Consider the following 17,172-nt stretch of genomic DNA (forward strand, 5'->3'; position numbering starts at 1 on the left):
TGCGGAAGCGGTGGTCAATAACCCTGATGAGTTTACCTTCAGAAATGAGCGTAACTCTAAAGTCTTTGCGAAGGGTTAGTCTGTAAAACCTGATTGCGAGCGGGGATGGTCTTGAGCCCCTCGTAATCAGATGCCCAACTCTTGCTACACTTGTTTGGTTTTAGCCGGTCAGGTGTTCCTTTTAATTGCGACACTCTGTTGCAGTTACTGTCGCTTTTTTATCTTAAATCGCCGGATTATACCGAATTGTGGGGTTGGCCTAGTTGTTGCTGGAGACTAGGTAAGACTTAATGATGCAGAGAGGTGTGATCGCTTTTGATCGCTGCTTTTACTGCTTATCTAGGTTTACCTATAACAATAAATAAAAAAGATAACGTTATGCCACATTATGTAATTGTATTATTTATCGCCTTGTTTTCTTTACAGGCGAGTGCAGCAGACTATCCGAATGTACGTGTTGCAACCTTGCAGCATGGCACCGTTAATTGGGAGATGGATGTTATCCATCATCACCGTCTTGATGCAAAAAATAATTTCACTCTGGACGTAATGCCTGTCGGTGGTAAAGATTCGAGCGCCGTTGCCTTGCAAAGCAAAGCTGTCGATCTGATGTTTAGTGATTGGGTCTGGGTGAATCGTCAACGCTTCAATAATCGTATGTTTGGTTTTTCGCCCGTTTCCGCTGCGGCGGGAGGCTTATATGCCCAACCGGACAGTGCGGTACGTTCGTTACAAGATCTGCATAACCAGCGCGTCGGTATTGCTGGCGGCTCGGTCGATAAAAGCTGGTTGTTACTGCAAGCCTATAGCAAACAACATTTAGGTCGGGATTTAAAAGAGGTTATTGAGCCTGTTTTTGCCGCACCACCGTTATTAAATAAACTGATGTATGACGGTAAGCTCGCTTTGAGTCTTAATTTTTGGCATTACAGCGCCAAACTTAAAGCGCGTGGCTTTAAGCCGATTATTACCGTTGAAGAAATTATCAAAGGCTTAGGTGTTGAGACTCAAGTGCCGCTTGTGGGCTGGGTGTTCGCAGAGGGCTGGCGCCAGAACAATCCTCAGCTTCTAGGTCAATTCCTGACGGCCTCTCAACAAGCCCGTCACATATTATTAACCTCTGACGCTGAGTGGCAGCGTATTCGTCCCCTGATGCGTGTTAAAAACGACGAGGTTTTTGATGCCCTTAAACAGAGTTACCGTGCCGGCCTGTTGCGTCAGTTTGAGCGAACCGAATTGGATGCATTAGATAAGCTGTACCGTATTATGGCAAAAGAGGGCGGGGCTGCACTGACCGGTGGGGCCGAGCAATTAGACCGCACTCTGTTTTGGTTACCGAACCCTGATGGTGGTGTTATACAGCTGGACACAGGGAGTGCTCAGTAATGCGCCATAGTCAAAGTCATGTGTTTCCAGAGACGGGCGTAGATAATACACAAGCCGCCGTTGATAAGCGGCTTGATCCGCCCTCTAAATTTAAAGCCGTACTGATCTCTCTGTTTCGTTGGTTAATTCCCTTAGGGGTAATTTTATTAGGCTGGCAAGCGACCTCTCTCTTTCTTGCAAGTGATAACGTGCCCAGCGTGGTCGAGGTGTTCGCAAGCTTACAGACCCATTTAATCCATGGCGATATGTTACATCATCTTGTGGTAACGCTATTGCGTGTGGCCTTAAGCTTTTGCATCGCTATGTTTTTTGGCGTCATGATCGGGATTGTGATGGGAGCGTTTCCGCGCTTGAATGAAGCAGGGGATTCGTTGCTGGTGATTGCACTGAATGTACCCGCTCTCGTGACGATTATTCTGTGTTACGTTTGGTTTGGTTTGGTTGAAGCCGCGGCGATTACCGCTGTGGCGATCAATAAAATCCCTACGGTCATCGTGATGGTGCGAGAAGGGGCTCGTGTTGTGGATAGAGATCTGCTTCAAGTTGCCCAAGTTTTTAACGTCTCGCCACTTCGCTGCTTCTTTAAAGTTTACCTACCTCAGCTTTATCCGTTCATTATGGCGTCCGCGCGCTCGGGGCTTTCACTTATATGGAAAGTTGTTCTCGTGGTTGAGCTTTTAGGCCGTAGTGACGGTGTAGGTTTCCAGTTAGGTACCTTTTTCCACTTTTTCGATATTGCCAGTATTTTGGCGTACACCTTAGCCTTTGCGGCAATAATTTTGGTCATCGAGGGGCTCGTGATGCGTCCATTAGATCGTTATATCGCAAGAGGCAACTATAACGGTGGCGGCCCAAGTGATAATCATCGTTATACAGGAGGGCTGTAATGGTCAATCTTAATATCGCTATTGAGCGCAAGTCTTATGCGTCCAATATGCCAGATGTACTAGGACCACTCGGGTTTAACGTTGCGCAGGGTGAATTTGTTTCGCTTGTGGGGCCGTCTGGAACCGGTAAAAGTACACTGCTAAATATGATTGCAGGGCTGGAGTCCATAGAGGCGGGGTCTATTCGTTTTAATGATCAGCTTTTAAAAGGGCCGCCCCCGTGTAAATTGAGTTACATTTTTCAGCAGCCTCGGTTGATGCCTTGGTTGACTGTTTTTGAAAACCTTCGTCTTGTAATGCCTGATTCAGCACCGTTTGAGATAGAAAAGATGCTGGATAAGGTGGGCTTAAAAGGTAAGTCAGATTGTTACCCTAAGCAGTTGTCGGGTGGGATGCAGCGTCGTGTCAGTATCGCCCGTGCATTTTTGACTCGTCCCGATCTTTTACTGCTGGATGAGCCTTTTGTCTCGCTTGATGCACCTAATGCACAGCGTTTACGTTCTATTTTACTTGAGTTGTGGTTAGAACATAAAACCACCGTTGTTTTTGTTACGCATGACCTGAATGAAGCGATTCAATTATCTGATCGCGTGCTTTTCTTATCATCGTCTCCGGGTACCGTTCTGTTGGATAAGGACATAGATCTTCCTCGCCCTCGCATTGACGATGTTCATTTTCAAAATTGGAAAAAACATTTGCTGAGTCAGAACCCTGGTTTATTAGAAGGACAGGTGAGTGATGTTGCAAGCGAGTCTTTTTCGAGAGGTTTTATATGAATACCCCTACCGCGTTAGAACTGGTCGGCGTTAGTAAAAGCTACGGCCCGCTTACCGCACTGAATAACGTTAGCTTATCGATAAAGCCCGCCCAATTTATTGGTTTACTGGGTCAAAATGGCGCAGGTAAAACGACCCTGTTTCAGCTGTTAACCGGTTTATTTAATAGTGATGAAGGTCAGATCAGTGTGTGTGGTCATGATATCAGCCAAGACCCGATTGGTGCTTTGTCTACCTTAGGCGTGGTTTTTCAACAAGCCACGTTAGATTTAGATTTAACGGTTCATGGCAATCTTAAATTCCACTGTCTACTTCACGGTTTAAGCCGCAAGTTGGCAGAGGAGCGTATTAATAGTGAGTTAGATCGCTTTGATATGCAGGCGGTTCGCGATAAGCAGGTGCGTAGCTTAAGTGGCGGTAACCGACGCAAGATTGAGTTAATCCGTGCCTTACTGCATCAGCCCAAGGTTTTACTGATGGATGAGGCGACGGTTGGGCTTGATCCTGAATCACGAAAATCCCTTGTTAACCATGTGGTTTCCCTCTGCAAAGAGCGCGAAATTGCCGTGCTCTGGAGCACACATATCGTTGAAGAGGTTCAAGCAGCTGACCGTGTGATCGTATTAGATAAAGGGAAGATATTAGCTGAGTCATCCCCCGAAGAATTACAGGCGCAGGGCATAGAACCAAGGCTGTCGCTTGCCGATGCATTTTCACAATTAATCAATAATAACAAAGAAATAGGAGTCGCTTATGAATAAGTTTTTTAAAGGAATGAAGTTTGGGTTACAGGCCAGTGCGTTAGCCTTGTCGTTGAGTGTTGCGGCTCATGTACAAGCGAAATCAGGTTATGTTTTCGTGAGCAGTGAAAAAGATGATGTGGTCACTGTTTTTGATGCCAAAGGTATGAATAAAGTTACTGAGATTAAAACCAGTGAACGTCCTCGTGCGATGCAGTTAAGTAAAGATGGCTCCCTTCTTTATGTGGCTTGCGGCGATGATGATGCCATTGATGTGATTGATGTGGCTGCGCTAAAAGTTAAAAAGAGTATCGATATAGGTGAAGATCCAGACCGTTTTGATATCTCTCCGGATGAAAAATTTCTTTATGCTTCAAATGAAGACGATGGTCTTGTCACGGTTTACTCGTTAGAAGAAGACAAAAAAGTTGCTGAGATTGAAGTCGGCGAAGAGCCTGAAGGTGTATTAGTTAGCCCTGATAACCGATTGGTTTATGTCGCATCTGAAGTCGCGAACATGATCCACGTGATTGATGTTGAAAGCAGAGAGATTATTGAGAACATCGTTGTTGGTAACCGTCCACGTCGAATGGAACTAACACCAGATTTGAAAGAGCTTTGGGTGAGTAACGAGGTGGGCGGCACGATCACCATTCTTGATACTACAACTTATGAGCAGACAGCTGAACTCAGTTTTGCCCCTAAAGGTATGCGCGCTGAGAGTATCTCGCCAGTGGGTATGGCAATGACTAAAGATGGCAAGCTTACTTATGTGACCTTAGGTAACGCCAACCATGTTGCCGTTATTGAGACAGCAACCCATAAAGTGCTCGATTATATCCTTGTCGGTAAACGTGCGTGGGGTATTAGCTTGAATGATGATGAGAGCAGACTTTATGTGACTAATGGTAAGAGTGATGACCTCGCTGTGATTGATACTGAGCGCTTAAAGGTTATTAAATCAGTCCCTGCGGGCCGCGTTCCTCATGATGTTGTTGTAGACGACTAATACTGGGAGGCATTCAGTTCATGAAAGTGATTAGACCGTTATTGGCTTGCTGTGCAGTAGGATTAACCTTTATGGGGTTACCTGCGGTCGCACTATCCGCCGAACTACAAACCGTTAACATCGCCCTGATCGAGTATGAAGAAGATCCTCGATATAAGGATAATATCATCGATGCTCGCTATCAGGCTCAGCCTTGGGGACGTTTGGAGGTTGCGGCAAAACTTGCGATAAAAGAATCGCGTTTTGCGGCGCAGAAAAAAGGCGTTAAATTCGAGCTGGATCGGCAATCGGTCTCTGAGCTGAGTGCCTTACCTGAACTTATTCAGTCATTAGAAGCACAAGGCACGCAATATTTCCTCTTAGACCTACCCGGTGAAGGGGTCAAACAGGTTGCACAGGCGAGTAAAAAGCCCAGTAGCTTACTGTTTAATTTAAGTGCATTGGATAACAATTTGCGCAATGAATATTGCCAAGCCAACTTGCTTCATATTGCACCCAGTCAACGCATGCTAACGGATGCGATGGCGCAGTACCTTGTCGCCAAAAAGTGGAAAGAGGTGTTGGTGCTTTACAGTGAAAGTGAAGCCGATACGCGTTATTTGAAATCATTACAAACGTCAGCCAAAAAGTTTGGTGTTGATATTGTTAATGAAAAACCATTTAAGCTAGGTAATGACCCGCGCCAGCGTTATCGCAATAACATCTCCCTCTTAACCGCAAAAGATGACTACGACGTTGTTTATGTGGTGGATCACAGTGGTGAGTTTGCTGTTGATGTACCGTATTCAATTATACAGCCTCGTCCTGTTGTTGGGGCGGCGGGTCTGGTTGCCGATTGGTGGCACTGGGCATGGGAGCGTAATGGCGCACCTCAAGTCAATAAGCGTTTTATGAAAAAAGGAAAACGCCAAATGACAGGGTATGACTGGTCAGCATGGATGGCGGTAAAAGTGATTGCGGAGGGTGTTCTTCGCCAAGAGACTTTTGCGCCTAATCAATTGTTGGACACGCTACTGGATAAGGAGTTTAAGTTGGATGGTGCTAAAGGCTATCCGCTTAATTTTAAACCTTGGAATCATCAGTTGAGACAACCGGTGTTTTTAACATCGCTTAACCGAGTGATTGATCGTGCACCTGTCGAAGGCTTTTTACACCCCGTCAATAATTTAGATGTGCTAGGTAATGATCGTGGAGAGGGGCAGTGTGATTTGTCCAAGTCTACTGCGTCAGGAGCTAAATAATGAATACATCGCATGCTTTCAATGCGTTCACTGCATTATCTGCCCGAGAGACTGGAAAGTTTCTTCGGCAGAAAGGACGTTTGTTTTCTGCGTTGGTGCGTCCGGCACTCTGGTTGCTGGTGTTTGCTGCTGGCTTCCAAAATGTATTTGGCGTGGCAGTGATACCGCCTTACGAATCGTATATTGAATATAACGTCTATATAACGCCAGGTTTGCTTTGTATGGTGATGCTCTTTAACGGGATGCAGTCATCGTTAACGATGGTTTATGATCGCGAAGTCGGTGTGATGCGTTTATTGCTCACTGCGCCGTTACCTCGCTGGTATATTCTATTTTGCAAACTGATGGCGGGTACATTGCTTTCGTTGCTACAGGTCTATGCGTTCCTTGTGATCTGCTGGTTGTTTGATGTGGATATTCCTTTAATGGGTGTATTAACAGCATTGCCTGCATTCATCTTGTCGGCATTAATGCTCGGCTCTTTGGGGTTACTGTTGTCCGTATCGGTTAAGCAGTTGGAGAATTTTGCAGGCATGATGAATTTTGTCATCTTCCCTATGTTCTTTATTTCGCCGGCGCTTTACCCTTTATGGAAGCTGGAAGAGTCCGGTGCAGAGATTGTGTACCAAGTGGCGCAATACAACCCTTTCACCTATGCCGTTGAGTTAGTGCGCTTTGCTTTATATGGGCAATTAAGCCTGACTGCATTAGCGGTGGTCTTAGGGAGCTTTATCTTCTTCTTCGTCCTTGCGGTGATTGGTTATGATCCGCAAAAAGGTGTGATTACACGTCGTAAAGGATAAAAAAATCAGAGTCAGGATAACCTGACTCTGATTTTTTGTTTTAAGGCGCTATCCTTTCTCTTCTCTTCTCTTCTCTTCTCTTCTCTTCTCTTCTAGGCAGCTGCGTATTCTACGAGAGGAATCGAGCGGGTAACGATCCAGTAGCTTGATACGGCGAGCGTACCTAAAGAGACGTAATAGGGAAGCGGCTTGTTGAATATTCGCTTCTGACTGAGCAGAGAGGTGAGGGCAAAAACCACAACATAGATAAAGAGCTGCCCTGCCTCTATGCCTATATTGAAGCCGAGGAGGTTAATAAGGCTGGTTTGAGCCCCTTCCTGCGCCAGTTCACTAAATACAAATGAGAAGCCAAAGCCGTGGATGACGCCGATAATAAGTAGGGGGGTTGTCCCTAAGTGTTGTGCTTTATTAAAAAGCAGCGCAACGGCGGTTATACAGATGGTTAGGGCAATTAAAAGTTCAATACCCGGGGTAAAAAGAGGGGATGAGATCGGTGCGCTGTCGCCTACGAATAAACTAAATGAGTGCCCAATGGTAAAGGCTGTGGCGAGCGATAAAAGTCTTAAAAAGGTTGGAGCACTAAAAAACAATAGGACGACGAAAAGCACGTGGTCTAAGCCAATCAAAATATGACTAAACCCATCCTTAAACCCGGTCATTAACTTATGATAAAGCGTAGGTTGATGCTGAGAGGAGTAGTCTAAAATCCCAACGGTGGTTTTAGCGGCCTGTTGCTCATCTATATGGAGCGTAATGATGTTGGCTAATCGATTGATAGCGTTAAATTTATCCCCTAAATAGCTTGTGATCGTAATATCATTATCGACAATTGAGGTATTCGGCAAGCGCAATTGAATATCAATGCCTGCATCAAAGAGCTTAGTTGCGTCAGGGCTGATCGCCAGTTCGCCGCTAAAGTTCTCTAGTGCGGTATCTAGGTTGCTAAAGGGCTTGCGACTATCGGTATTAAAAATATGGATCTGTTCAACAGCGAAGGGCTGAGCTGCACCATCTTTTGTGAAGGCGTAGCCTTGGGTGATGTAGCTTTTTAATCGTTCAAGCTCCGTTCGCACTTCATTATGCTTAATAAAATAATCACGTCCCTCCGGTGCCGCTCTTTTTTCTGTGAACGGTAGATCTTGATTGCTATCTATACCTTGCCAGGTATTGTCGAGAAGGATTAGCGGTAGGGGCATGCGCATCAAGGCAACGGTATCTTGGTTGTCTTGATAAAGATGGATGATACGGGGCTCGAAATGCGTGAAATGCGCTTGAGCGGTTGAACAGAATAGTAGTACAAATGCTGCGAATATTTTTTTCATTATTTTGGCCACCTTCGATTCATAGTGCCGCTCGTTATGGGCGGACTATGAATCGCGTTTAAATAGTACGGATTAGGTATCTATTAGTAACGTGGATCCCACATTCTACGACCTGTTTCTTTTTCATAACCTTGACCAAATGGGTAACTAACAATCTCAAGTTGCATGCCCCATGGTGCCATGAAGTAAACCCATGTTAGGTCTTTCATACCGGTATCGGTAAATGTATGAGGTTTACCTAGGATTTTGATACCTTTTTTCTCTAAATACGCGACAGCTTCTGCCATATCATCGACATAAAATGCAACATGATGGCCGCCAATATCACTATTACGTGGTGGTGTTTGCTTTTGATCGGGTGCGGAATATTCAAAAATCTCTAAAGCGGGACCATTACCACAGCGCATGAGGTGGGCTGTTTTAATAACGGCTTTCTTGTCCACATTAAGGTTTTCTGTCATCCAATCGTTGTCAAACGGGCCAAATGGGCCGATTGAGAAAAACGATTCACATCCAATTACGTCTTTAAAAAATGCGGTGGCTTCTTTTACATTCGGGACGGTAATCCCTAAATGCTGGATGCCGCGCATACCCGGCATCTCTGCCTGCGCTGCTTGGGTAAAGAACGTTAATAGAAACAGGCACGTTGTAATTATTTTTGTTTTTTTCATTTGAGTATTCCATGTGTAACGAATGTTTAAACAGGGAGGAATACACGTTTTATGCCAGTTAGCTTATTATTTTTTTTTATTGTGTACAGTTTGTTCTAGGGGGGGGCGGCGTGATTTTTTCGTGTGGTTATTCAGATCTTATAACAATGGGGTGATGCACTGAGTCAATGTGTGCCAGTGATTATGAACCATACTGTTTCATTATTTGAAGTAGAGTGGTTTATTAGGTAGGTGCGTTGGTGCGTTGAATGGGTTAAAAAAGGGGGAGGATAACCCCTGCAGAGCAGGGGCGGGCACGTATGTATTAATCTATGTTACTTAGCGGTTAGCAAAGTACATTGTTACTTCGAAGCCAATTCGAAGGTCTTTAAAGGCTGGTTTTGTCCAGTTCATAAGTATGCTCCTTGTATCAGTTTTTTCTAAATGATTATTTTTATGACATGTGTCACTGCATAATAAAAGCAAGGACCGTGCCTATGTTGATATATTAATTTCTTATCACGATCGGAATGATCGTTTCATTGAATAGCCTATAAAAAGAAAGCGGTATTGATGGGTATGCCACGTAAGGTGAGTAAAAAGGTCTTACCTGCCTAGATTATTTAGGCGGATATTCAGCGCTTATTTATATAGATGTCTATTGTTAAATATATCACTACAGACTGTTCCATTGCTTGATACAGTTTGTGACGCACAGTGATAATTATAGGGGTAATTGATATTTTTTTTAAAATATAGACGCTTTGTTTTTTCCTTTTATATCAATTAGATAGTTCTGTATTTGTTCCGTTATTTTGTTTCTGGCCTGCATTTTGCTGTTTGTAGGGTACATAGAGGGTGGACTTATTCGCTTTAGTTTAAGTTTGCATGATATTGATAGATGGAGAACGAGAAGTGATTACAATAAAAAAATTAGTGCTATCGGCAAGTATTGCATCATGTATTGCATTATCTGGTGCAGCTACATCGGCTGCAGCAAGTCCTGCTGCAGAAAACCCTAATGATTGGCCTCAATACCACAGAACGTCTGATGCATGGCGCTTTAGCCCTCTGGATCAAATTAATGTGGGTAACGTTAATAAGTTGAAAGTTGCATGGATTCATCAGCCTGGTGATATCGAGATGGGTCTACAAGCGACGCCTATCGTTATTGATGGCGTAGCTTACTATATAGGTCCTAACAACAATGTGTTTGCGGTAAACGCAGCCACAGGTAAAACCATTTGGCACTACCAGCCAGACCTTGACTCAATCGTAGATGAAGTTTTCTATGTTGCGGCAAGCCGTGGTGTAACGGTAGGACATGGTAATGTTTATGTTGGTTCTTTGGATGGTCGTTTTATCGCGATTGACCAGAAAACAGGTAAAGAGAAGTGGTCTACTCAGATCACTGATTTAGAAAAATGCTACGGTTGCCTTTTTTCATCGCCTCCTCAGTTAGCGGGTGATGTTTTATTTGGTGGTACAACCGGTGGTGATCAGCCAACGCAAGGTAAGATCTTCGCGGTTAATGCGATTACCGGTAAAAAAATGTGGACCTTCGATATCCTGCAAAAGGATGATCCTAAAAGCTGGCCTGGTGATTCAGGTGAAGTGGGCGGGAGTGGTGCATGGTTGCCAGGTACCTATGATGCCAAGAGCGATACGATCTTTATCGGTACAGCCAACGCAGCGCCTGATTTCTATGGCGCCGAGCGTGAAGGTGATAATAAGCACAGTGCCAGCCTTTTGGCGCTTGAGCCTAAAACAGGTAAGTTGAAGTGGGCTCGTCAAGAGATTCCTCATGATGTTTGGGATTATGATGCTTCCTATGAAGCACTTAGCCTGAAGCATAATGGTAAAGATGTGCTGGTTCACCTGAATAAAAGTGGTTATGTATTCGTACTCGAAAAGAGCACCGGTGAAGTGGAAAATGTTTGGCCGTTGGCTGAAAACATCACCTTTGCTAAAGGGATCAACCCTAAAACTGGCGAGTTAATCGGCCGTAAGGCGATGCCTGTTGGTGAAGAAACCACGATCTGCCCGTACCTACTAGGTGCGCGTAGCTGGAACCACGGTGCCTACAACCCTAATACAGGTTTGTGGTACACCAATGCGATGGAAGTTTGTAACGTCGTTGTGCCAGCCCCTCAGGAACATGAAAATATCGGTATTGCTGGCCTTTATTTAGGTGTTAGTAAGCTGGTCGCTGTTCCACCTCCAGGCAAAAAAGCCTCAGCCCGTCTTGATGCGCGTGATCCTATCACGGGTAAATTGAAATGGTCTATTGATTATCCATTACCTGGTCTAGGTAGCGTGTTAACTACTGGCGGTAATCTTGTATTCAATGGTGACCCTTACGGTGTTATCCATGCTTACAATGCCCAGAATGGTAAAGAGGTTTGGAACTTCAATGCAGGTTCCGGTATCCGTGGCGGTATCGTAAGTTACTCAGTTGATGGCAAACAGTACATTCTTGCGTCAACAGGCTTTGGGTCCCATGCACCTGGCTTTATGGCCAGTGCATTCCCTGAAGTAGGTGGATTACCAGGTGGTGCAGCGCTAGTTGCATTTACGTTGGAAGATTAATTCGCTGAGCAGTAAGGAGGAGGTGGTGAGTACAGCCACCTCCTCTGTTTTTTTAAAAGCTATCTATTGGGAGTAGATAACGATGAATAATAAAAATATTTTTACACGTGTTCGATTTGGTTTATTAGCGCTAGCACTGACAAGTAGTGTTGCTTACGCCGTGGCGCCACCCGTAGATGACCAGGGAAAAGCAGAGAAGAAAAAAGATAAAGAAACACCCGAACATATCGCCGCAATGAAAGCGAAAGTATTTAGTAAAGAAAGTGTCTCCGTTGCCATTGGTGAGAAACGCTTTAACCAGACATGTGTTTACTGCCATGGATACGAAGGGTCAGGCGGTAAAGCGCGCAAGTTACAAGGTAGAGATTTTGATGCGGACTACCTTTTCAAAACCATTACCAAAGGAAAGAAACGTGGTTCGCTTGTAATGCCACCATGGAAAAGAACATTTACACCTGAACAGCGTTGGGAGTTGGTGACTTATATATTGTCTTTAAGTGAAGAAAAATAAGTCTGGAGACGCCGATATGCTTACAACAATAAAAAAATTAACCCTATTGAGTTGTGTTTTGCTGAGCCCGTTGGCTACCGCAGGCACCCTTGAACATATTATCGAAAAGGGTGAGCTGCATTTATGCGCTCACCCTGCTCAAATGCCTTTTTCATCAAGAGTAGAAAAGCCTAAAGGCTTCCAAATTGATGTTGCTAAGGCGATTGCTGAAAAGCTGGATGTCTCGCTTAAAGTTTCGTGGATCATGCCGAGGCGTCAAGCAAAGAAAGTAGGTTGTGATTTGTATTCAGGTGTTGCCAGATTGGGAGATGGTGACTCTAAATATATGTTGATTTCAGATCCGTACCTACGCTTAGAATTTAAATTGGTTACGTTAAAAAACAAGGCGCCTATTCATAACCTAGATGACCTTAAAACGATGGTTGTTGGGGTGTCATCCGGCAGTATTGCCTCCCATGCTTTGAGTTCAAAGAACGTGGAGATCGCGGTGCGGTTTGCGGATGAAGCGAGCCGTTTACAGGCACTTGCTGATGGTCTTATTGATGCGGCTATCGTGAGTAATGTGTCGAGTGGTTGGTTCCAGCGTCAGCACGGCCAGCAATTAACTGAGATTGATGCAGAGAAGGTGCTCAATGTCGGCCTTAATTATGACTACGCATTGGGTTTAAGAAAAGCAGACCAGAAAACACGCGAAGCCTTTAATCAGGTATTAGTTGATCTTAAAAAAGAGGGCACCTTACCTACGCTTCTCAATGAATATGGTGTTTCACCTCTGTGAGGATTCGCGGTGAAAAAGTTGTTGTCACCTCCGATTCTGCGCTCCCAAAGCAGAACTTTTGAGCGCGCACTCCGCGCTCCTTTTTTATTTTTGGAGTTTGCATTGTTATGCAGAAAGTAAGTATTCAGCAGGGAATTAAACAACGAGGTCAGGATAAAGTAGATCGTATTCCCGTTAAGATTATTCCAACAACGGAAGAGGGGAAGCTGAAAAAGCCGGATTGGCTCAGAGTGCGCTATAACGACTCGCCTCAAGTTGATGCGATTAAACAGACCCTGCGTCAACATAGCCTAGCGTCAGTATGTGAAGAAGCCAGTTGCCCTAACCTTTATGAGTGTTTTAGTAAAGGGACCGCCACGTTTATGATCATGGGGGATATCTGTACCCGCCGTTGCCCTTTTTGTGATGTGGCACATGGTCGCCCCAATGCGCTTGATAGTGATGAGCCGGCTAAGCTTGCCGAAGCCGTCACAAGTATGGGGCTGAAGTATGTGGTAATCACGTCGGTGGACAGAGATGATTTACGTGACGGCGGTGCAGGGCACTTTGTTGCCTGTATTGACGAGATCCGTAAGCGTAGCGATAGCATTAGAATTGAGTGTTTAGTGCCTGATTTTCGTGGTCGACTTGAGGATGCAATCGCGAAATTCAAAACGTGTGTGCCTGACGTGTTAAATCACAACTTAGAATCCGTGCCGCGGCTTTATAAACAGATTCGTCCGGGGTCTAGTTATGAAGAATCTTTACGCTTGCTTAAAAGCTTTAAAACAGAGCATCCCGATATTATGACCAAGTCTGGGATTATGTTAGGGCTGGGGGAGACCGAGAGCGAAATTCATGAGGTAATGAAAGCGCTAAGAGAAGCGCATGTGGACATGATTACGATAGGGCAGTACTTACAGCCAAGTAAACACCATCTTCCTGTTGATCGCTATGTGACACCAGAGGAGTTTGACCGGTTACACGATCTGGCGATTGAGATGGGTTTTGTACATGCCGCGTGCGGACCGTTGGTTAGATCCTCCTACCATGCTGATGAATATTCGTTCTAATCATTATAGTGAACTATAATTTACAGTGGCGCTTTTTGCTGAAAGGGCGCAATGTAATATAAATTTAAAACCTTCGGGGCTTTATAAGCGTAAATAATTGTTGCTTGTTGGCCCCAAAGTGCCGCAGACTGGCACTAGCATAGTATAAATATAAAAAAAATTACCTTGCCCTAGGTAGTATCTCTGTGAGGCAAGGAGTGAGCAGGTGAATAATGTCTTCTAAAAGTGCAGATTATTCTAATGAAAAGAGTTTTCTCGCCGGAGAAACTCCAGAGAAAGACGATGCTTTAACTGATAGATACATTGAGAACTCGTGGGAAAGGTGTCGCGATAGATACAAAATCTCTCAGCACAGTGATGTGAAGTTAGTATCACTGACTGACACTGAGGTTAAAGAGCATCGCGAGCCTTTAGAGAAACTACTGAGTGATTCGGTAGAAGTATTCGATAAAATAAGAACCTTATCTAAAAACAGTGGTTATACCGTTCTTATCACTAATGAAAAGGGTGTAGCGGTTAAGTCGTTTGCCGAGTCCAGTGTTGGGCATGATTTAGTTGCAAAAGGACTGAGACAGGGCACCTTATGGTCAGAAAGCCTTGTTGGTACTAATGGATTAGGCACCTGCTTAACGGAGTGTAGCCCGGTTACGGTGTATGCTGAAGAGCATTACGGCAGTAACCTACAAAACTTCAGCTGTTCTGCTGCCCCGCTTATCTCCCCTGATGGTACGCCGTTTGGCGCTATTGACGCGTCCACATTTGCCAATGGCAACCGGCTTGGTCAGGCGTTAGCATTAAATATGGTCTGTGAGACCGCTGATGAAATTGAAGCGTTGGTATTTAAAGATGCTTATCATAATCAGAGGGTTATTAGTTTTTCAGTTTCCCCAGTGGTCTCCATTACCAAAGCGCTGGTTGCGGTTAATGATAGCGGTACCATTGTGGCTGCGACGACCCCGATTCTTTTAACACTCGGGTGCCGTGACCGTTATGAGATCGTCGGCAAAAAGTTTCAAGATGTCTTTAATTTAAGCTTTGAGCAACTGGAAGCCGCAGGGTCCGGTAGTGTTGAGCATTATATGCAAGTCATGGGGAAACCTTATAAATTCCATGCGAACTTTTTACAAAATAATGCATATCAAATTCAGAGCCCGCAATCGCGAATTGTGACCGCTAAACCGCTAGAAATTGATACTAGTATTCCTGTTAATACCCCTCTGGTTCTAGCGGCAGGAAAAGAACCAACACTGCTCAAGCAGGCGACCCGCTGCCAGCGGATTGTCAACAAAGGGATCAGTATCCTTTTGCAAGGTGAAACGGGCACAGGTAAAGAGGTGTGGGCGAGAGCACTGCATGAGAGTAGTGATCGTGCTGATAAACCTTTTATTACGCTTAACTGTGCGGCGATTCCCGAGTCTTTAATCGAAAGTGAACTGTTTGGTTACGGTGCGGGCACATTCACGGGGGGGCTTAAAGCCGGCAAGATGGGTAAGATCCAAGCCAGTGATGGTGGTACCTTATTTCTAGATGAAATTGGTGACATGCCACTTGAGCTACAGGCGAGTTTACTGCGTGTGCTTGCTGAAAGTGAAATTATCCCCCTTGGCGAACATGAGGCGGTCGGTGTTAGCTTAAATGTTATCTGTGCGACCCATCGAGATTTGAAGGAATATGTTGCGCGCGGTGAGTTTAGGGAAGATCTATATTACCGTATCAGTGGCTTCCAAGTAACACTGCCTAGCTTGCGCCAGCGCAGTGATCAGCCGGTCATTATTGAAAAAGTGTTACATATGCTCTGCCTTGATGATGGTGATGTGGGTCACGTTGAAATCCACCCTAAGGCGATGGAACTCCTATGTCAGTATCGTTGGCCAGGAAATATACGACAGCTTAAAAATGTTCTTCAATACGCATTGTGTATGCGGGAGGGCGAAATGATCTGCATCGAAGACCTGCCTGATGAGGTCTTCTCGAGTGATCAGCTGGTGCGGAAAGAACAGGACATTGCTCCGCCTCCTTTGCGAATGCTTTCTATTTCGAGTGACTCCGGCAGTCTCTCAGAGAAAGAAGAGTTAGAGAATATATTGGAGCAGCATCGCTGGGTAGTGACCCGTGCGGCAAAAGCGATGGGGGTGAGTCGATCAACCTTGCATCGTAAAATTAAAAAGTACGGACTTTTGAGTGAAGATCAGCTTTTAGATCATTAATAGCGCGACTCAACGGTTTAAAATAGGCCATGCCGAAATGCATGGCTTTTTTTTATCTATTTAATAGGAAAAGGTCGATTTTAGTGGCTGAAACTTCTTCGAAAATCGACGGTCAGAGGGTGTTAGACTGCCTTGAAATAAATAGAATTGATCTTATATTTCAAGCGTTAACCCGTTGAATTAACATAGTTAAAAGGTTCTAGGAGTAATGGAATGACAGCAGATGTGGCAACTGAGACCGTTGAGGCGGCAGCGTTACAGGCGAAGGTGATGGGGCTGTCTGAGGCATTGAAAAAACGCGTGGTGGCTCAGGATGCATTAATAGAATACTTATTAATTGCACTGCTAACCGATGGACATGTCTTACTAGAAGGCCCGCCTGGACTTGCGAAAACACGTACCATCCACGCCTTAAGTGACCTACTTGAAGGGACTTTTCACCGCGCCCAGTTTACACCGGACCTTTTGCCTAGCGACATTACCGGCACCGAGATCTATAACACCCAAAAGGGTGAGTTTAGTTTTCGTCCCGGCCCTTTATTTTGTAATCTGCTCTTGGCTGATGAGATCAACCGGGCGCCGGCTAAAGTACAATCTGCGCTGTTGGAAGCGATGGCCGAACGCCAAGTAACCGTGGCAGGTAAAACATACCCTTTAGCTAAATTCTTTATGGTGATGGCAACACAGAACCCACTAGAGCAAGAGGGAACCTATCCTCTTCCTGAGGCGCAGTTGGATCGTTTTATGTTGCATATTAGGGTTGATTACCCAGCCCATGAGCAGGAAAAAGAGATTCTGCGTCTTGTGCGTAATGAGCACACTGCAAGCTTAGACGGCCAAACCGCATTGGCGGAGATCGCATTGACTGAAGATGATCTCTTCCGTGCACGATCGTCCATTATGAACACCTATATGGCCCCGAACCTTGAAGATTATTTAATTGCGTTAATCATGGCGACCCGTGAACCTGAACGTTATGGGGATGATCTTAAAGGGAGTCTTATTTTTGGTGCAAGCCCGCGTGCCACCATCGCGTTAGACCGTGCTGTGCGGGCAAAAGCCTGGTTAGCTGGTCGAGACTTCGTCACCCCCGATGATATTCAAGAGATCGCTCCGAGTGTGTTGCGTCATCGTATCGGCTTAAGTTACGTGGCAGAAGCTAAAGGGTTAGATAAAGACCAGATGATTGCCGAGCTTATTGCTCGTGTGGCTGTACCATAG

The 17,172-nt window shown here is 45.0% G+C and carries 16 protein-coding genes; 13 read left to right on the plus strand and 3 right to left on the minus strand.

What is annotated here, in order from left to right; translation table 11 throughout:
* Positions 1-378: 378 nt before the first annotated feature.
* The 7 genes from A3773_RS15125 to A3773_RS15155 are packed head-to-tail and all read left to right on the plus strand — an operon-like array spanning position 379 to position 6,842.
* Positions 379-1,386, plus strand: a complete 1,008-nt coding sequence (locus tag A3773_RS15125; protein WP_075109592.1) for an ABC transporter substrate-binding protein — start codon at positions 379-381, stop codon at positions 1,384-1,386.
* Positions 1,386-2,273 carry an ABC transporter permease gene (locus tag A3773_RS15130; RefSeq protein ID WP_082800651.1) on the plus strand — a complete coding sequence of 296 codons (888 nt, stop codon included), beginning with the start codon at positions 1,386-1,388 and terminating at the stop codon, positions 2,271-2,273. Before A3773_RS15125 ends, A3773_RS15130 begins: the two co-directional genes overlap by 1 nt.
* On the plus strand, positions 2,273-3,049 hold the full coding sequence (locus A3773_RS15135; RefSeq protein WP_067987716.1) for an ABC transporter ATP-binding protein: 777 nt from the start codon (positions 2,273-2,275) through the stop codon (positions 3,047-3,049). Before A3773_RS15130 ends, A3773_RS15135 begins: the two co-directional genes overlap by 1 nt.
* Positions 3,046-3,810 (plus strand): ABC transporter ATP-binding protein, encoded by a 765-nt coding sequence (locus tag A3773_RS15140; protein WP_067987718.1) that lies wholly within the window; start codon positions 3,046-3,048, stop codon positions 3,808-3,810. The genes A3773_RS15135 and A3773_RS15140 overlap by 4 nt, the downstream gene beginning before the upstream one ends.
* Positions 3,803-4,798 (plus strand): PQQ-dependent catabolism-associated beta-propeller protein, encoded by a 996-nt coding sequence (locus A3773_RS15145; RefSeq protein ID WP_067987721.1) that lies wholly within the window; start codon positions 3,803-3,805, stop codon positions 4,796-4,798. Before A3773_RS15140 ends, A3773_RS15145 begins: the two co-directional genes overlap by 8 nt.
* 20 nt (positions 4,799-4,818) lie before the next feature.
* The gene (locus A3773_RS15150; protein WP_075109590.1) at positions 4,819-6,039 is read left to right on the plus strand and encodes a type 1 periplasmic-binding domain-containing protein; all 1,221 of its coding nucleotides are present in this window, start codon (positions 4,819-4,821) and stop codon (positions 6,037-6,039) included.
* The gene (locus A3773_RS15155) at positions 6,039-6,842 is read left to right on the plus strand and encodes an ABC transporter permease (protein WP_067987727.1); all 804 of its coding nucleotides are present in this window, start codon (positions 6,039-6,041) and stop codon (positions 6,840-6,842) included. The genes A3773_RS15150 and A3773_RS15155 overlap by 1 nt, the downstream gene beginning before the upstream one ends.
* 92 nt (positions 6,843-6,934) lie before the next feature.
* On the opposite strand, the gene A3773_RS15160 is transcribed toward A3773_RS15155, so the two are convergent.
* The 3 genes from A3773_RS15160 to pqqA form a co-directional block, all read right to left on the minus strand.
* On the minus strand, positions 6,935-8,164 hold the full coding sequence (locus tag A3773_RS15160) for a HupE/UreJ family protein (protein ID WP_067987730.1): 1,230 nt from the start codon (positions 8,162-8,164) through the stop codon (positions 6,935-6,937).
* An 83-nt stretch (positions 8,165-8,247) separates the two neighbouring features.
* Entirely contained in the window at positions 8,248-8,835 is a 588-nt protein-coding gene (locus tag A3773_RS15165) for a VOC family protein (protein WP_067987733.1), read from the minus strand.
* A 318-nt stretch (positions 8,836-9,153) separates the two neighbouring features.
* Positions 9,154-9,228: a pyrroloquinoline quinone precursor peptide PqqA gene (pqqA, locus tag A3773_RS17885; RefSeq protein WP_156473550.1), complete on the minus strand. Its 75-nt coding sequence runs from the start codon at positions 9,226-9,228 to the stop codon at positions 9,154-9,156.
* A gap of 501 nt (positions 9,229-9,729) precedes the next feature.
* Here pqqA and A3773_RS15170 point away from each other — a divergent pair.
* From A3773_RS15170 to A3773_RS15195, 6 genes are all read left to right on the plus strand, one after another.
* Complete coding sequence (locus A3773_RS15170) at positions 9,730-11,403, plus strand: pyrroloquinoline quinone-dependent dehydrogenase (RefSeq protein ID WP_197462802.1); 1,674 nt, start codon at positions 9,730-9,732, stop codon at positions 11,401-11,403.
* A gap of 82 nt (positions 11,404-11,485) precedes the next feature.
* Complete coding sequence (locus A3773_RS15175) at positions 11,486-11,914, plus strand: c-type cytochrome (RefSeq protein WP_067987739.1); 429 nt, start codon at positions 11,486-11,488, stop codon at positions 11,912-11,914.
* A 16-nt stretch (positions 11,915-11,930) separates the two neighbouring features.
* Positions 11,931-12,692 (plus strand): substrate-binding periplasmic protein, encoded by a 762-nt coding sequence (locus A3773_RS15180; protein WP_067987741.1) that lies wholly within the window; start codon positions 11,931-11,933, stop codon positions 12,690-12,692.
* A gap of 107 nt (positions 12,693-12,799) precedes the next feature.
* Positions 12,800-13,744: a lipoyl synthase gene (gene lipA, locus A3773_RS15185; RefSeq protein WP_067987743.1), complete on the plus strand. Its 945-nt coding sequence runs from the start codon at positions 12,800-12,802 to the stop codon at positions 13,742-13,744.
* A gap of 212 nt (positions 13,745-13,956) precedes the next feature.
* On the plus strand, positions 13,957-15,951 hold the full coding sequence (locus A3773_RS15190) for a sigma-54-dependent Fis family transcriptional regulator (RefSeq protein ID WP_082800652.1): 1,995 nt from the start codon (positions 13,957-13,959) through the stop codon (positions 15,949-15,951).
* 213 nt (positions 15,952-16,164) lie between these two features.
* Complete coding sequence (locus tag A3773_RS15195; protein ID WP_067987747.1) at positions 16,165-17,172, plus strand: AAA family ATPase; 1,008 nt, start codon at positions 16,165-16,167, stop codon at positions 17,170-17,172.

This window comes from Neptuniibacter pectenicola, from assembly GCF_001597735.1.
Taxonomy (GTDB): domain Bacteria; phylum Pseudomonadota; class Gammaproteobacteria; order Pseudomonadales; family Balneatricaceae; genus Neptuniibacter; species Neptuniibacter pectenicola.

Excerpts from the sequence above, each read along its gene's own strand:
- A3773_RS15125 (WP_075109592.1), top strand. The coding sequence starts at position 379 with ATGCCACATTATGTAATTGTATTATTTATCGCCTTGTTTTCTTTACAG.
- A3773_RS15130 (WP_082800651.1), top strand. The coding sequence starts at position 1,386 with ATGCGCCATAGTCAAAGTCATGTGTTTCCAGAGACGGGCGTAGATAAT.
- A3773_RS15135 (WP_067987716.1), top strand. The coding sequence starts at position 2,273 with ATGGTCAATCTTAATATCGCTATTGAGCGCAAGTCTTATGCGTCCAAT.
- A3773_RS15140 (WP_067987718.1), top strand. The coding sequence starts at position 3,046 with ATGAATACCCCTACCGCGTTAGAACTGGTCGGCGTTAGTAAAAGCTAC.
- A3773_RS15145 (WP_067987721.1), top strand. The coding sequence starts at position 3,803 with ATGAATAAGTTTTTTAAAGGAATGAAGTTTGGGTTACAGGCCAGTGCG.
- A3773_RS15150 (WP_075109590.1), top strand. The coding sequence starts at position 4,819 with ATGAAAGTGATTAGACCGTTATTGGCTTGCTGTGCAGTAGGATTAACC.
- A3773_RS15155 (WP_067987727.1), top strand. The coding sequence starts at position 6,039 with ATGAATACATCGCATGCTTTCAATGCGTTCACTGCATTATCTGCCCGA.
- A3773_RS15160 (WP_067987730.1), bottom strand. The coding sequence starts at position 8,164 with ATGAAAAAAATATTCGCAGCATTTGTACTACTATTCTGTTCAACCGCT.
- A3773_RS15165 (WP_067987733.1), bottom strand. The coding sequence starts at position 8,835 with ATGAAAAAAACAAAAATAATTACAACGTGCCTGTTTCTATTAACGTTC.
- A3773_RS15175 (WP_067987739.1), top strand. The coding sequence starts at position 11,486 with ATGAATAATAAAAATATTTTTACACGTGTTCGATTTGGTTTATTAGCG.
- A3773_RS15180 (WP_067987741.1), top strand. The coding sequence starts at position 11,931 with ATGCTTACAACAATAAAAAAATTAACCCTATTGAGTTGTGTTTTGCTG.
- lipA (WP_067987743.1), top strand. The coding sequence starts at position 12,800 with ATGCAGAAAGTAAGTATTCAGCAGGGAATTAAACAACGAGGTCAGGAT.
- A3773_RS15190 (WP_082800652.1), top strand. The coding sequence starts at position 13,957 with ATGTCTTCTAAAAGTGCAGATTATTCTAATGAAAAGAGTTTTCTCGCC.
- A3773_RS15195 (WP_067987747.1), top strand. The coding sequence starts at position 16,165 with ATGACAGCAGATGTGGCAACTGAGACCGTTGAGGCGGCAGCGTTACAG.